The organism is Cupriavidus sp. WS (assembly GCF_000395345.1).
In the GTDB taxonomy this organism is placed as follows: Bacteria; Pseudomonadota; Gammaproteobacteria; order Burkholderiales; family Burkholderiaceae; genus Cupriavidus; species Cupriavidus basilensis_B.
Genome location: NZ_AQPL01000329.1, coordinates 21,093 through 35,792 on the forward strand (window position 1 = coordinate 21,093; position 14,700 = coordinate 35,792).

The following is a 14,700-nucleotide window of genomic DNA, read 5'->3' on the forward strand; positions in this document are numbered from 1 at the left end:
CAGGCCGTTCATAGCCGCTGCGCCGTCCGGCGTGCCCTGGCGGGCACCTCCAGGCGAGAAAAGGCGCACCCCTGAACATCCGATGGACCATATCCGCAACTTCTCGATCATCGCCCACATCGACCACGGCAAATCGACCCTGGCCGACCGCATCATCCAACTGTGCGGAGGCCTGTCCGATCGCGAGATGGAGGCGCAGGTGCTCGACTCGATGGACATCGAGAAGGAGCGCGGCATCACCATCAAGGCCCAGACCGCGGCGCTGAACTACAAGGCGCGCGACGGCCAGATCTACAACCTGAACCTGATCGACACCCCGGGGCACGTCGACTTCAGCTACGAAGTGAGCCGCTCGCTGTCCGCCTGCGAAGGCGCGCTGCTGGTGGTGGACGCCTCGCAGGGCGTGGAAGCGCAGACCGTCGCCAACTGCTACACCGCGATCGAGCTCGGCGTGGAAGTGGTGCCGGTGCTCAACAAGATCGATCTGCCGCAGGCCGACCCGGAAAACGCCATCCGCGAGATCGAGGAAGTGATCGGCATCGACGCGCAGGACGCCACGCCGTGCTCGGCCAAGACCGGCGTCGGCGTGCAGGACGTGATCGAGGCCATGATCGCGCGCGTGCCCGCGCCCAAGGGCGACGCGGCCGCGCCGCTGCAGGCGCTGATCATCGACTCGTGGTTCGACAACTACGTCGGCGTGGTGATGCTGGTGCGCGTGGTCAACGGCACGCTGCGCCCCAAGGACAAGGTGCTGCTGATGGCCACCGGCTCGCAGCACCTGGTCGAGCAGGTCGGCGTGTTCTCGCCCAAGTCGCTGCAGCGCGAGGCGCTGACGGCCGGGCAGGTGGGCTTCGTCATCGCCGGCATCAAGGAACTGAAGGCCGCCAAGGTGGGCGACACCATCACCAACATGGCGCGCAAGGCCGCCGCGCCGCTGCCGGGCTTCAAGGAAGTCAAGCCGCAGGTGTTCGCCGGCCTGTATCCGGTCGAGGCCAACCAGTACGAAGCGCTGCGCGAATCGCTCGAGAAGCTCAAGCTCAACGACGCCTCGCTGCAGTACGAGCCCGAAGTGTCGCAGGCGCTCGGCTTCGGCTTCCGCTGCGGCTTCCTCGGCCTGCTGCACATGGAGATCGTGCAGGAGCGCCTGGAGCGCGAATTCGACATGGACCTGATCACCACCGCGCCGACGGTGGTGTACCAGGTCAAGATGCGCGACGGCACCATGCTGACCGTGGAGAACCCGGCCAAGATGCCGGACCCGAGCCGCATCGAGGACATCCTCGAGCCGATCGTCACGGTCAACCTGTACATGCCGCAGGACTACGTCGGCTCGGTGATCACGCTATGCACGCAGAAGCGCGGCACGCAGATCAACATGAGCTACCACGGCAAGCAGGTGCAGCTCACGTACGAGATCCCGATGGCGGAAATCGTCATGGACTTCTTCGACCGGCTCAAGTCGGTGTCGCGCGGCTACGCCTCGATGGACTACGAGTTCAAGGAGTACCGCGCCGCCGACGTGGTCAAGGTCGACATCCTGATCAACGGCGACAAGGTCGACGCGCTGTCGGTGATCGTGCACCGGAGCAACTCGCAGTATCGCGGCCGCGAGGTGGTGTCCAAGATGCGCGAGATCATCCCGCGCCAGATGTACGACGTGGCCATCCAGGCCACCATCGGCGCGAACATCATCGCGCGCGAGAACGTCAAGGCGCTGCGCAAGAACGTGCTGGCCAAGTGCTACGGCGGCGACATCTCGCGCAAGAAGAAGCTGCTCGAGAAGCAGAAGGCGGGCAAGAAGCGCATGAAGCAGGTGGGCACGGTGGAAATTCCGCAGGAAGCCTTCCTGGCGATCCTGCAGGTGAGCGACAAGTAAGGCGGGCAGGGTAGCAAGGCAACAAGGCAACCGGGCCGGGCTTGCGCCTGGCCGCGGGCGAAGCGGACTCTAACAAAACATCACCACGATCTAGCCGTCATGAATTTTGCACTGATCCTTTTTGTGCTGGTGGTCATCACGGGCATTGCCTGGGTGGCCGACAAGCTGGTGTTCGAAAAGCAGCGGCGCTTGTCCGCGCAGGCCGCGCTCGCCGAGTTCGATGCGCGCAGGGCCGACCTCCAGGGCCGCTACGGCACCGGCGAGATCGACACCTCGCGCAGCCGCCTGGCCGAGGAAAAGCTGCGCCAGCCCTGGTGGCTGGAATACTCGGCGAGCTTCTTCCCGGTGATCCTGGCGGTGTTCGTGCTGCGCTCGTTCGTGGTCGAGCCGTTCAAGATCCCGTCCGGCTCGATGATCCCGACGCTGCTGATCGGCGATTTCATCCTGGTCAACAAGTTCGACTACGGCATCCGCCTGCCGGTGGTGAACCAGAAGATCATCCCGGTGGGCGAGCCGCAGCGCGGCGACGTGATGGTGTTCCGCTACCCGAAGGACCAGTCGCTCGACTACATCAAGCGCGTGATCGGCGTGCCGGGCGACGTGGTGAGCTACCAGGACAAGCGCCTGACCATCAACGGCAAGCCGGCGCAATACGCGCTGCTGCCCGACTACCTCGACGAAGAGCGCCTGTCGTACTCCAAGCATTTCGACGAGACGCTGCCGGCCGGCCCGGTCCACGGCATCCTCAACGACGCCGACCGGCCGGCCTTCATCGCCGGCGCCGACCCGGATTTTCCGTTCCACGAGAACTGCACTTACAATCAGCAAGGGCTGATCTGCAAGGTGCCGCCAGGTCACTATTTCGTGATGGGCGACAACCGCGACAACAGCCTGGATTCACGTTACTGGGGTTTCGTCCCCGATCAGAACATCGTCGGCAAGGCGTTCCTGATCTGGATGAACCTCGGCAACATCGGACGCGTGGGATCGTTCAAGTAGCATCCCCGCGGCGCGAATAACCACTCCGGTCAAGCGAGGGAAAGCGCATTATGGGTCAATCGGAACGAATTGGCGGTGCCGTCGGGGGACGGCGGCAGCGCCTGGCGAGGCACAGCGGGCAGCGCGGATTTTCGCTGGGCAGCCTGCTGGTGGTCATCCTGGTGGTGGTGGGCGTGGTCATTCCCGCGATCCGGGCGATACCGAGCCTGCTGGAATATTTTTCGGTCAAGCGCGCGGTCAGCTACGCCAAGCAGCAGGCGAGCAACCGGCGCGAAGTGGCCGACTATTTCAACAAGCAGGCGCAGATCGACCGCATCACGGCCGTGCGCAGCGACGATCTGGATATCCACGAGGATGACAACGGCACCATCCGCTCGGTGGGATTCTCCTACCGCAACGAGGTGCCGCTATACGGCCCGCTGAGCCTTTTGATTACCTACTCGGGAACGCAGTACTGACATGAACCTCGACGCCTTGCAGCAACGCCTCGGCTACCGCTTCAGCAAGCCAGAACTGCTGCAGCAGGCGCTGACGCACCGCAGCCACAGTGCCTTGCATAACGAACGCCTGGAATTCCTTGGCGATTCGGTGCTCAACTGCGCCGTGGCCGACATGCTGTACGGCATGTTCAGCAAGCTTGACGAAGGCGACCTGTCCCGCGTGCGCGCCAACCTCGTCAAGCAGCAGGCGCTGTACGAGATCGCGCAGATGCTGCAGTTGTCCGAGGCCCTGCGCCTGGGCGAGGGCGAGCTCAAGAGCGGCGGCTTTCGCCGCCCCTCGATCCTGGCCGACGCGCTCGAGGCCATCGTTGGCGCGGTGTTCCTCGACGCCGGCTTCGAGGGCGCGCGCACCCTGATCCGCAAGCTGTACATCCCCATCCTCGAGCAGGTCGATCCGCGCACGCTGGGCAAGGATGCCAAGACGCTGCTGCAGGAGTACCTGCAAGGCCACAAGATAGCGCTGCCGCAATACAACGTGATCGCCACCCACGGCGCGGCGCACAACCAGCAGTTTGAAGTCGAGTGCACCGTGCCTAAACTGGAAGTGCGGGTGTTCGGCACCGGCGCGTCGCGCCGCGCCGCCGAGCAGGCCGCCGCCAAGCTGGCTCTCGACGAGGTGCAGAAGCTCGTGCCCCAGTTGCTCAAGCGCAGCCGGGCCGAGCGTACCGGCAAGACCCGCAAGCAGCCGGTGCCGCCCGATCCCCAGTTGTCTCTCAGGTTGAAGGAATGACCGAATCACTCGATCCGCGGCAAGATGCCGCGGGTACCCCTTTCGCGGCGTTCCGCTGCGGCACCGTGGCCATCGTCGGGCGTCCCAACGTCGGCAAGTCCACGCTGATGAATGCGCTGGTCGGCCAGAAGATCAGCATCACCTCGCGCAAGGCGCAGACCACGCGCCACCGCATCGTCGGCATCCAGACCACCGACGACGCGCAGTACGTGTTCGTCGACACCCCGGGCTTCCAGACGCGCCACGCCAGCGCGCTGAACCGTTCGCTCAACCGCGCCGTCACGTCCACGCTGTCGAGCGTGGATCTGGTGCTGTTCGTGGTCGAGGCTGGCCAGTACGGCCCCGACGACGAGAAGGTGCTGGCGCTGCTGCCGAAAAAGGTGCCGGTGCTGCTGGTCACCAACAAGCTCGACCGCCTCGGCGCGGACCGCGCCGAGGTGATGATGCCGTTCCTGGAAAAGATGGGCCACCAGTTCCAGTTCGCGGAAGTGGTGCCGATGTCGGCCAAGACCCATGACCACATCGCGCGCCTGCTCGGCATCATCCGGCCCTACCTGCCGGAAGGCGAGCCGATGTACGACGCCGATTCCATGACCGACCGCAGCGAGCGCTTCCTCGCCTCGGAGATCATCCGCGAGAAGGTGTTCCGCTGGACCGGCGACGAGCTGCCCTACACCAGCACGGTCATCATCGAGAAGTTCGAGACCGAAGGCCGGCTGCGGCGCATCTTCGCCACCATCCTGGTCGAGCGCGAAGGCCACAAGGCCATGATCATCGGCAACAAGGGCGCCAAGCTCAAGACCATCTCCACCGAAGCCCGCATCGACATGGAAAAGCTGTTCGACGGCAAGGTCTACCTGGAGATGTTCATCAAGGTCAAGAGCGGCTGGGCCGACAACGAAGCCGGACTGCGCGCCTACGGCTATGAATGACAGAGCGGGCGGGCCGGCACTGAAGGCCCGCCGCATCGACCCGGTGGCGGAAGAAGCCGCCGAACTGCTGGACAGCCACGCCGTGCCCGGCATGGAGGTGGCCGAGCAGCGCGCCATGATGGACCGCGCGCTGCGCATCGCGCCGGCGCGCACCGAGTTGCGCGTGGCCAACCAGCCCGGCTTCGTGCTGCATGCCTGGCCCTACCGCGAGACCAGCCTGATCCTCGACGTGTTCACGCGCGACCACGGCCGCGTGGCGATGGTCGCCAAGGGCGCCAAGCGGCCGCATTCCGCGCTGCGCCCGGTGCTGCAGCACTTCCAGCCGATCTCGCTGTCGTGGAGCGGGCGCGGCGAGGTCAAGACGCTCACGCGTGCGGAGTGGGTCGGCGGCCTGCTGCCGCTGGCCAGCGACGCGCTGCTGTCGGGTTTCTACCTCAACGAGCTGCTGCTGCGCTTCTGCCCGCGCGAGGACGCCCACGTGGCGCTGTTCCGCCAGTACATGGAAACGCTGGCGCGGCTCGCGCACGGCGAGCAGGCCGGCCTGGTGCTGCGCAGCTTCGAGCGCGTGCTGCTGCAGGAAACCGGCTTCGCCGTGGCCTTCGACGAATGCGCGAACTCGGGCGAGGCGGTGGAGCCGGAGCACGACTACGTGTACCAGCCGGAGCGCGGCGTGCGCCGCGCGCAGCCGAGCGATCCGTCCTCGTGGCCGGTGGTGTCCGGGCAGACCCTGCTCGACATGTCGCAGGACGACTACCGCCGGCCCCAGACCGTGACGCAAAGCCGTGCGCTGATGCGCTTCCTGCTGCATTATTATCTGCAAGGCGCGCCGCTGAAGACGCGCCAGATCCTGATCGACCTGCACTATCTCTGAGCCTGCCCGCATGATTTTCCACGCGCATCCCGGCGTCATCGACCTTGGCGTCAACATCGACCACGTGGCCACGCTGCGCAATGCGCGCGGCACGGTCTACCCCGATCCCATCCAGGCCGCGCTGCAGGCCGAGCAGGCCGGCGCCGACCTGATCACGCTGCACCTGCGCGAAGACCGCCGCCACATCCGCGACGCCGACGTGCACGCGCTGCGGCCGCTGCTGACCACGCGCATGAACCTGGAATGCGCGCTCACCCAGGAGATGCTCGACATCGCCTGCGCGATCCGCCCGCAGGACGTCTGCCTGGTGCCCGAGCGCCGCGAGGAAGTCACCACCGAAGGCGGGCTGGACGTGGCCGGGCGCTTCGAGCAGGTCAAGGCGGCCTGCCGCCAACTGGCCGATGCCGGCATCCGCGTGTCGCTGTTCATCGATGCGCAGGCCGAGCAGATCGAGGCCGCCGCCGCCTGCGGCGCGCCCGTGGTCGAGCTGCACACGGGCCGCTATGCCGACGCGCACACGCCGGCCGAGCAGGCCACGGAATTCCGGCGCGTCGCCGACGGCGTCAACGCCGGCGTGCGGCTCGGGCTGGTGGTCAACGCCGGGCACGGCCTGCACTACACCAACGTGCAGCCCATCGCCGCGCTGCCCGGCATCAAGGAACTCAACATTGGCCACGCCATCGTCGCGCACGCGGTCTTCGCCGGCTGGCAGAACGCGGTGCGCGAGATGAAGGCCATCATGGTGGCCGCGCGTCTGGGCACCACCTATCCGCGCCCGGACGCCGCAGCGTGATCTACGGCATCGGCACCGACATCATCCAGATCGAGCGCGTGCAGGGCGTGATGGAGCGCACGCGCGGGCGCTTCGCCGAGAAGGTGCTCGGGCCGCAGGAACTGCTGAAGTACCACGCGCGCCGCGCGCGCTCCGAGAAGCGCGGGCTGGCCTTCCTGTCCACGCGCTTCGCCGCCAAGGAAGCCTTCTCCAAGGCCATCGGGCTGGGCATGCGCTGGCCGATGACGTGGCGCGCGATGGAACTGCTGAACCTGCCTTCGGGCGAGCCCTATGCGCTCTGCCACGGCGAGCTCGATGCGTGGCTGCGCCAGCGCGGCGTCACGGTGCGGGTCACGGTCAGCGACGAACACGATTACGCGGTCGCCTTCGCGATCGCCGAGCTTGGCGGCGCCGCTCCCCGCGGCGGCGGCGCGCCGCTCGCTTCCCAGCCTAGTGAAGAACCCAAATGATCAACAAGATTTCCGGCAAGCGCCCGGGTCCCGTGGTGCTCGACGTCAAAGGCAAGCAGCTCGACGCGGAGGACGTCCGGCGCATTTCCCATTCGCTGACCGGCGGCGTGATCCTGTTCGCGCGCAACTTCGAGTCGCGCGTGCAGCTGCAGACGCTCACGCAGGACATCCGCGCGGTGCGCGAGGACGTGCTGATCTGCATCGACCATGAAGGCGGCCGCGTGCAGCGCGCCAGGACCGACGGCTTCACCCACCTGCCGGCGATGGCGCGCCTGGGCGAGCTGTGGGACCGCGACGTGCTGGCCGCGACCAAGGCGGCCATGCAGTGCGGCTACGTGCTCGCGGCCGAGCTGCGCGCCTGCGACATCGACCTGAGCTTCACGCCGGTGCTGGATCTCGACTACGGCCGCAGCGCGGTGATCGGCGACCGCGCCTTCCATGCCGACCCGCGCGTCGTGACCATGCTGGCCAACCACCTGACCCACGGGCTGCTGCTGGCCGGCATGGCGAACTGCGGCAAGCATTTTCCCGGCCACGGCTTCGTCGCCGCCGACTCGCACGTGGCGGTGCCGGTGGACGAGCGCGGCCTCGACGAGATTCTGGCACAGGACGCGCGGCCCTACGAATGGATGGGCATGGCGCTGTCGTCGGTGATGCCGGCGCACGTGATCTACCCGAAGGTGGACCCGAGCCCGGCCGGCTTCTCGCGCTTCTGGCTGCAGGACATCCTGCGCACCCAGCTCGGTTTCGAGGGCGTGATCTTCAGCGACGACCTGAGCATGGAAGGCGCCAGCGTGGCCGGCACCGTCACCGAGGCCGCGCGCGCGGCGCTCGGCGCGGGCTGCGACATGGTGCTGATCTGCAACAGCCCGGAGCGCGCCGACCAGTTGCTCAGCGAGCTCGATGCCGGCGTCGCCGAAAAGGCCTCGCAGCGCCGCATCCGCAAGCTGTTCGGCCGCCGCAAGCCGCTGCCCTGGAACAAGCTGATGCAGGACCCCGACTACGCCGGCGCGCTGCGCGAGCTGAAAGGGCACGGCCTGATCGCGTGACGACGCGCCCGCCGGGCGGCAGGCAAAGGAAAAGGGCAGCCGAGGCTGCCCTTTTTTCCGTCGCGCCACCCGTGGCGGGCGGCAGCGGGCCGGCTGCGCTCAGTTCGCGCGGCTGCGGTATTCGCCGGTACGGGTATCGATTTCGATCTTGTCGCCGATATTGCAGAACAGCGGCACTTGCAGCTCGAAGCCGGTGTTGATCTTGGCGCCCTTGAGCACCTTGCCCGACGAGGTGTCGCCCTTGACGGCCGGTTCGGTGTAGATGATCTCGCGCACCAGCGTGGTGGGCATTTCCACCGAGATGGCCTTGTCGTTGTAGAACACCACTTCGACGTTCATGCCGTCTTCGAGGTAGTTCAGCGAGTCGCCCATGCTGTCCTGCTCGACTTCGTACTGGTTGTAGTCGGCGTCCATGAACACGTACATCGGGTCGGCGAAGTACGAGTAGGTGCACTCCTTGCGATCCAGCATCACGACTTCGAACTTGTCGTCGGCCTTGAAGACCGATTCGCCCGGGGCTTCGGTCAGCAGGTTCTTGTACTTCATCTTGACCACGGCGGAGTTGCGGCCCGACTTGTTGTACTCGGCCTTCTGCACGACCATCGGGTCGGTGCCGATCATGAACACGTTGCCGACGCGGAGTTCTTGTGCGGTTTTCATCTGAACTGTTTTCCTGAAAAAGAATGTCTCGGAATTCGGTGTGGCGAAGTATGGCGAAGGCGCGTTGCCGGCGCATGGCACCGGCCATCCATACGCGGTCCATCCAGTTACGCCCGGGTACCGCAGGATGCCGTGGCGCGCATGCCTTGGAGCATGCCGCGCGGGATCCTGTCGCGGTACCGCCGTTTTCCGGCCCGGTCGCCATCAAATCAACCGACTATTTTACCTGATTTTCGCAGAAGGCCACGAGATTTGCCGCCAGATCGCCGAGGTGCTGCAGGCTGCGCTGCCACCGCTCGGTGGCGTCGCGCAGCGCCGGCAGATGTGCCCGCAGGGCCGCCCAGTCGAGCGGCTTGCCGGGCTCGTTCCACGCATGCCAGAACGCCACGAGCGCGGCGGCCGCCGGCGCCTGGCCGGTGTGCTCCAGCCGCTTCACGAAGAGGTCGAGAAAGGCGTCGAGCTTGACCAGGTGCGCGGCCTCTTCCTGCGGATAGATGTGCCAGACCAGCGGGCGCCCGGCCCACTGCGCGCGCACGAACGAGTCCTCGCCGCGCACGAAGTTGATGTCGCACAGCCACAGGAGCTCGTCGTAGTGCTCCTGGCGTACGAACGGCACCACGTGCATGGTCAGGCTGCCGGCTGCCATGACCCGGCCCGGCGCGGCATCCGGCGCGCCGAACCACGCACTTGCCTGCTGCGCGGCGAGGCCGGCCGGGACCAGGCACTGCACCGGCTCCACGCCGTCGCGCCACTGCGCCAGCAGCGCGGGCAGGGCGAGGTTGGGGTAGGCGAACAGGCTGGCCTTCAGCGCGCCCTCGCTGGGCCGCACGCCCAGCCGGTGCCACAGCGCGGCCTGCGCCGTGGGGCTTTCGCGCAGGTGCTCGCGCTGCAGGCCCAGCATGGACTCGCGCAGCAGCCCGCCCGTGCCGGACTCGAAGCCCGGGAAGAAGAAGTACTTCACCAGCGGCAGGCGCGGATGGGGCGAGCTCATGCGGTGGTGCTCCCGCACCCACGGCTCGGCGCTCAGGTATTCGAGGTTGATCCAGACCGGCCGCGGCGTGCGCGCCGCCATCGCGGCGAGGAAGGGCGCCGGCAGCTCGCAGGCGAACGACTCGATCACCACGTCGTGCGGCACCACGCCGGCGAAGCGCGCGGCGCCGTCCTGTTCGCTGTCTTGCCCGCTTTCCTGGCCGCTTCTTTGATCGCCTCCCTGGCCGGGGCGCCGCCAGGTGCGCACCTCCACGCCCGCCAGCACCTGCCGCGCGGCGTCGACGTCGAGCCCCGGCGCCAGCCGCGCGAAGCTGTGCAGGTCGTCCACCCACAGCCGCACGGCGTGGCCGTGCTCCTGCGCGAGCTGCCGCGCCAGCCGCCAGCAGACGCCGATGTCGCCGAAATTGTCGATGACGGTGCAGAAGATGTCCCACGAGCGGACGGTGCGGCCGGCCTGGCTGGCTTGGCCGGTGGGATCGGGACGGACGGGCATGGTGGCGGGAGTCGGCAACGATTTGCTCTAAACTTGCGATTTTAGAGCCTGTCGCGCCGCCGCCGTCCGCCGGCCGGGCGCGGACTGGCCGCGCCCACACGGTCGATGCCCTCCCGCGATTCCTCCCCGATGTCCCAGCCGGAACCCGAAATCCACAACCCAGGCACGCCCGCCGAGCCCGGCCCCGAGGCCGCGCCGCCGTTCGACCCCAAGGCGGTGATCGCCCAGTTGCCCGGCCTGCCGGGGGTCTACCGCTACTTCGACGCGCAGGGCAACGTGCTCTACGTGGGCAAGGCGCGCGACCTGAAGAAGCGCGTCTCGAGCTACTTCAACAAGAACCTGCCGTCGCCGCGCATCGCCATGATGGTGGCCAAGATCGTGCGCATCGAGACCACCGTGGTGCGCACCGAGGCCGAGGCGCTGCTGCTGGAAAACAACCTGATCAAGGCCCTGGCGCCGCGCTACAACATCCTGTTCCGCGACGACAAGTCCTATCCGTTCCTCAAGCTGACCAGCCACCGCTTCCCGCGCATGGCTTACTACCGCGGCTCGACCGACCGCAAGCACCAGTACTTCGGCCCGTTCCCGAGCGCGCACGCGGTGCGCGAGAGCATGCAGATCCTGCAGCGCGTGTTCCAGCTGCGCACCTGCGAGGACACCGTTTTCGCCAACCGCACGCGGCCGTGCCTGCTGCACCAGATCCACCGCTGCACCGCGCCGTGCGTCAAGGCCATCAGCGAGGAGGACTACGCGCGCGACGTGGGCAATGCCGCGCGCTTCCTGCAAGGCCGCCAGAGCGAAGTGCTCGACGGCCTGCAGGCCAAGATGGAGGAGCATGCCGGGCGGCTGGAGTTCGAGCAGGCCGCGGCGGTGCGCGACCAGATCGGCGCGCTGTCCACCGTGCTCAGCCGGCAGGCCGTGGAGGAAGTCGGCGGACAGGCCAGCGACATCGACGTGCTGGCGGTGGCGGTGGAAGGCGGCCGCGCCTGCGTCAACCTGGCGATGGTGCGCGGCGGCCGGCATCTCGGCGACAAGGCTTATTTTCCCGCCCACGTGGAAGAGGGCGCGATGATCGTCGGCGAGGAGGATGCGGGCGCCGATGCCGGCGGCGAGTCCAGCGCCGGCATCGCGGCCGAGCGCATCGCCACCGAGGTGCTGGCCGCCTTCATGGCGCAGCACTACCTCGACCAGGCGGTGCCGCCGGTGCTGGTGGTGAGCCACCTGCCCACGGACAAGACGCTGCTGCAGGCGCTGTCGATGCAGGCCGGGCGCAAGGTCACGCTGGTGCGCCAGCCGCAGGGGCAGCGCCGCGCCTGGCTCGCGATGGCGCAGCAGGGCGCCGCGCTCGCGCTGTCGCGCCGGCTCGCCGAGCAGGGCAGCCAGCAGGCCCGCACGCGCGCGCTGGCCGAGACCATCGGGCTCGACCTGGAAGACCTCGCGCTGCTGCGCGTGGAGTGCTTCGACATCAGCCACACCGCCGGCGAGGCGACGCAGGCATCGTGCGTGGTGTTCCATCGCCACGAGATGCAGAACGCCGAATACCGGCGCTACAACATCCAGGACATCACGCCCGGCGACGACTACGCCGCCATGCGCCAGGTGCTGACGCGGCGCTACCAGAAGCTGGTGGAGATGCTGGAGCAGGCGCAGGAGGCCGGCGGCGGCGAGGCCGGGGAGAGTGGCCAGAGCGAGGCCTCCGCCGCGCTGGCGCTGGTGCCCAACATCGTGCTGATCGACGGCGGCAAGGGCCAGGTGGAGGTCGCGCGCCAGGTCTTCGAGGAGCTTGGCCTCGACATCGGCCTGCTGGTCGGCGTGGCCAAGGGCGAAGGCCGCAAGGTCGGGCTGGAGACGCTGGTGTTCGCCGACGGGCGTCCTTCGCTGGAGCTGGGGCAGGGCAGCGCGGCCCTGATGCTGGTCGCGCAGATCCGCGACGAGGCGCACCGCTTCGCCATCACCGGCATGCGCGCGCGCCGCGCCAAGGTGCGCACCACCTCGCGGCTCGAAGAGATCGAGGGCGTCGGCGCGCGCCGGCGCCAGAAGCTGCTGACCCGCTTCGGCGGGCTGCGCGGCGTGATGGCGGCCAGCATCGACGAACTCGCCAGCGTGGACGGCATCTCGCATGCGCTGGCCGAGGAAATCTACCGCCAGTTGCATTGATTCGGGCGCGCGCGGCGCGAAATGCTCGGACGGCGTTGAAATAAGCGACAATCGCGGAATTGCTTACCGCCATTGTCTCGTCCCGGGCCCCCCCAATGCCGCTGAATATACCGATCCTGCTGACCTGGCTCCGCGTTGCCATGATTCCTCTCGTGGTGGGGGTGTACTACCTGCCCGAGGCATGGCTGCCGATGCACGCCAAGAACATGACGGCCGCCGGTTTCTTTATCGTGGCGGCGGTCACCGACTGGCTGGACGGCTTCCTGGCCAGGCGCTGGAACCAGACTTCGTCCTTCGGCGCCTTCCTCGACCCCGTGGCCGACAAGCTGATGGTGGCGGCGGCGCTGCTTTCGCTGCTGGCGCTGGGCCGGGTCGCCGACCTGATCGCGCTGGTCATCATCGGCCGGGAGATCACCATCTCGGCGCTGCGCGAGTGGATGGCGCAGATCGGCGCGTCCAAGAGCGTGGCCGTCAATTTCCTCGGCAAGCTCAAGACCACTTTCCAGATGATCGCCATCCCGCTGCTGCTGTTCAACGACAGCCTGCTCGGCATCGTCGACGCTTCCGTGCTCGGTACGTGGATGATCTACGTGGCGGCGTTCATGACGCTGTGGTCGATGTTCTATTACATGAAGCTCGCGTGGCCGCAGATCCGCGAGCGCAGCGGCATGGGCGGACAGGCCACCGTACAAAAATGATGTTTCGGTGAAAATATGCTTGACGAGGATGTTCCGGTTTGCAATAATCCTGTTCTCGCTTCTGACGAAACAAACCGAACGAAGCGAAATACGGCAAGAACGCATCGAGATGGCAGCAGTATCGGCACAGAAGTTGCGTTTTAGCCAAGAAGTCGGCAGGAACATGCGGGAGTAGCTCAGTTGGTAGAGCGCAACCTTGCCAAGGTTGAGGTCGCGAGTTCGAGACTCGTCTCCCGCTCCAAGTTATGATCTACAGACTTCTACTGACGTCTGTAAGTCGTTGAAAAGAGGGGCTTCGGCCCCTTTTTTCATTCCAGCGAGCGCCACGGAAATCCACCCACAGCCAGCCTTTTTTAGGCGCCAATCTAGGCACAGGAATACGGGTGAGGCGGCTTCCGGATAGTTGCTGGGGCTGAGCGGGAACCATGACGAGCATAGGGCCTAAGTCATTACTTAGGAGCCTCGAAATGGCACTCTCTGATCTGATCGTCCGGCAGGCCAAGACCACCGGCAAACGCTACACCCTCTACGACAACGACTGCCTGAGCCTGATGGTCTCTGCCGCAGGCGGCAAGTCTTGGATGTTCCGCTACTCCTGGCTGGGCAAGCAAAAGCGCATGGCCCTGGGCGGCTATCCTGCCCTCAGCCTGCGCGAGGCCCGCGCCGAGCGGGACAAGGCCCAGGCCCTGATCGCCAGGGGGATCGATCCCCAAATCGAACGCGATCAGCGTCGGCACGCGGCCAAGCTGGCCGGCGAATACACCTTCAAGAACGTCTTCGATGCCTGGGTCGAGCATCGCCGCAAGGAACTCAAGGAAGGCCGCCAGAGTACGCTTTCGCAGATCCTGCGCATCTTCAACAAGGACGTGCTGCCCACCCTAGGGAAGATGTCCATCTATGACATTCGCCGGCCCCAGCTCCTGGGCGTCCTGGCGGCGATCGAGAAGCGCAAGGCGTTCACCACGGCCGAGAAGGTCCGCACCTGGTTCAACCAGATGTTCCGCTATGCCTTGGTCATCGCCGAGGGGCTGGAAGTCAACCCGGCTGCGGACCTGGACGTGGTGGCCGAGCCCAAGCCCCCGGTGGCCCACAACCCCTATCTGCACCTGCCCGAACTGCCCGAGTTCCTTCAGAAGCTGCGACGCTACAACCCCCGGGGCTGGCAGACCCAGCTTGGCGTGCGGCTACTGTTCCTGACGGGGGTGCGCACGGGCGAGCTGCGGTTGGCCGAACCCGAGCAGTTCGACCTCGACCGGGGCTTTTGGATCATCCCGCCGGAGGTCGTCAAGCAACTCCAGGACGAAATGCGCAAGGCCGGCAAGCGGCCGCAGGACGTGCCGCCCTACATCGTGCCCCTGTCCCTGCAGGCCATCGAGATCGTGCGCTATCTCCTGGGCGTGATGCGGCCGGCGCAGAAGTACCTGCTGTCGCACCGCAGCGAACTCAAGAAACGCATCAGCGAGAACACCCTCAACAAGGCCGTGCAGCTCATGGGCTACGAGG

At 66.7% G+C, this 14,700-nt stretch carries 14 protein-coding genes and 1 tRNA gene; 13 read left to right on the plus strand and 2 right to left on the minus strand.

Annotated elements, in window-relative coordinates; all coding sequences use genetic code 11:
- Positions 1-82: 82 nt before the first annotated feature.
- The 9 genes from lepA (at position 83) to nagZ (ending at position 8,199) form a co-directional block, all read left to right on the plus strand.
- A complete protein-coding gene (gene lepA, locus K206_RS0124965; protein ID WP_020205114.1) occupies positions 83-1,876 on the plus strand; it encodes a translation elongation factor 4 in 1,794 nt (597 codons plus the stop codon).
- 99 nt (positions 1,877-1,975) lie between these two features.
- Positions 1,976-2,875 (plus strand): signal peptidase I, encoded by a 900-nt coding sequence (gene lepB, locus K206_RS0124970; protein ID WP_020205115.1) that lies wholly within the window; start codon positions 1,976-1,978, stop codon positions 2,873-2,875.
- A gap of 50 nt (positions 2,876-2,925) precedes the next feature.
- Complete coding sequence (locus tag K206_RS0124975) at positions 2,926-3,333, plus strand: DUF4845 domain-containing protein (RefSeq protein WP_029044054.1); 408 nt, start codon at positions 2,926-2,928, stop codon at positions 3,331-3,333.
- Position 3,334: 1 nt separating this feature from the next.
- Complete coding sequence (rnc, locus tag K206_RS0124980) at positions 3,335-4,105, plus strand: ribonuclease III (protein ID WP_020205117.1); 771 nt, start codon at positions 3,335-3,337, stop codon at positions 4,103-4,105.
- Positions 4,102-5,037: a GTPase Era gene (gene era, locus K206_RS0124985; RefSeq protein ID WP_020205118.1), complete on the plus strand. Its 936-nt coding sequence runs from the start codon at positions 4,102-4,104 to the stop codon at positions 5,035-5,037. Before rnc ends, era begins: the two co-directional genes overlap by 4 nt.
- A complete protein-coding gene (gene recO, locus K206_RS0124990; RefSeq protein WP_020205119.1) occupies positions 5,030-5,908 on the plus strand; it encodes a DNA repair protein RecO in 879 nt (292 codons plus the stop codon). Before era ends, recO begins: the two co-directional genes overlap by 8 nt.
- Before the next feature lie 10 nt (positions 5,909-5,918).
- Entirely contained in the window at positions 5,919-6,701 is a 783-nt protein-coding gene (pdxJ, locus tag K206_RS0124995; protein WP_020205120.1) for a pyridoxine 5'-phosphate synthase, read from the plus strand.
- A complete protein-coding gene (acpS, locus tag K206_RS0125000; protein WP_020205121.1) occupies positions 6,698-7,150 on the plus strand; it encodes a holo-ACP synthase in 453 nt (150 codons plus the stop codon). The genes pdxJ and acpS overlap by 4 nt, the downstream gene beginning before the upstream one ends.
- Complete coding sequence (gene nagZ / locus K206_RS0125005) at positions 7,147-8,199, plus strand: beta-N-acetylhexosaminidase (protein WP_020205122.1); 1,053 nt, start codon at positions 7,147-7,149, stop codon at positions 8,197-8,199. Before acpS ends, nagZ begins: the two co-directional genes overlap by 4 nt.
- A 99-nt stretch (positions 8,200-8,298) precedes the next feature.
- On the opposite strand, the gene efp is transcribed toward nagZ, so the two are convergent.
- Together efp and earP are read right to left on the minus strand one after the other, a co-directional pair.
- The gene (gene efp, locus K206_RS0125010; RefSeq protein ID WP_020205123.1) at positions 8,299-8,859 is read right to left on the minus strand and encodes an elongation factor P; all 561 of its coding nucleotides are present in this window, start codon (positions 8,857-8,859) and stop codon (positions 8,299-8,301) included.
- A gap of 217 nt (positions 8,860-9,076) precedes the next feature.
- Entirely contained in the window at positions 9,077-10,342 is a 1,266-nt protein-coding gene (gene earP / locus K206_RS0125015) for an elongation factor P maturation arginine rhamnosyltransferase EarP (protein WP_020205124.1), read from the minus strand.
- Between the two features lie 129 nt (positions 10,343-10,471).
- Between earP and uvrC the strand changes: the two genes are divergently transcribed.
- From uvrC to K206_RS0125035, 4 genes are all read left to right on the plus strand, one after another.
- Complete coding sequence (gene uvrC, locus K206_RS0125020; protein ID WP_020205125.1) at positions 10,472-12,499, plus strand: excinuclease ABC subunit UvrC; 2,028 nt, start codon at positions 10,472-10,474, stop codon at positions 12,497-12,499.
- Positions 12,500-12,594: 95 nt separating this feature from the next.
- On the plus strand, positions 12,595-13,197 hold the full coding sequence (pgsA, locus tag K206_RS0125025; RefSeq protein ID WP_020205126.1) for a CDP-diacylglycerol--glycerol-3-phosphate 3-phosphatidyltransferase: 603 nt from the start codon (positions 12,595-12,597) through the stop codon (positions 13,195-13,197).
- A gap of 165 nt (positions 13,198-13,362) precedes the next feature.
- A tRNA-Gly gene (locus K206_RS0125030) sits at positions 13,363-13,438 on the plus strand.
- Between the two features lie 226 nt (positions 13,439-13,664).
- Positions 13,665-14,700 (plus strand): integrase arm-type DNA-binding domain-containing protein (locus K206_RS0125035; RefSeq protein ID WP_020205127.1); only part of this gene is annotated, 1,036 nt, incomplete at its 3' end.

Excerpts from the sequence above, each read along its gene's own strand:
- rnc (WP_020205117.1), top strand. The coding sequence starts at position 3,335 with ATGAACCTCGACGCCTTGCAGCAACGCCTCGGCTACCGCTTCAGCAAG.
- era (WP_020205118.1), top strand. The coding sequence starts at position 4,102 with ATGACCGAATCACTCGATCCGCGGCAAGATGCCGCGGGTACCCCTTTC.
- nagZ (WP_020205122.1), top strand. The coding sequence starts at position 7,147 with ATGATCAACAAGATTTCCGGCAAGCGCCCGGGTCCCGTGGTGCTCGAC.
- earP (WP_020205124.1), bottom strand. The coding sequence starts at position 10,342 with ATGCCCGTCCGTCCCGATCCCACCGGCCAAGCCAGCCAGGCCGGCCGC.
- K206_RS0124975 (WP_029044054.1), top strand. The coding sequence starts at position 2,926 with ATGGGTCAATCGGAACGAATTGGCGGTGCCGTCGGGGGACGGCGGCAG.
- lepB (WP_020205115.1), top strand. The coding sequence starts at position 1,976 with ATGAATTTTGCACTGATCCTTTTTGTGCTGGTGGTCATCACGGGCATT.
- lepA (WP_020205114.1), top strand. The coding sequence starts at position 83 with ATGGACCATATCCGCAACTTCTCGATCATCGCCCACATCGACCACGGC.
- uvrC (WP_020205125.1), top strand. The coding sequence starts at position 10,472 with ATGTCCCAGCCGGAACCCGAAATCCACAACCCAGGCACGCCCGCCGAG.
- pdxJ (WP_020205120.1), top strand. The coding sequence starts at position 5,919 with ATGATTTTCCACGCGCATCCCGGCGTCATCGACCTTGGCGTCAACATC.
- efp (WP_020205123.1), bottom strand. The coding sequence starts at position 8,859 with ATGAAAACCGCACAAGAACTCCGCGTCGGCAACGTGTTCATGATCGGC.
- recO (WP_020205119.1), top strand. The coding sequence starts at position 5,030 with ATGAATGACAGAGCGGGCGGGCCGGCACTGAAGGCCCGCCGCATCGAC.
- pgsA (WP_020205126.1), top strand. The coding sequence starts at position 12,595 with ATGCCGCTGAATATACCGATCCTGCTGACCTGGCTCCGCGTTGCCATG.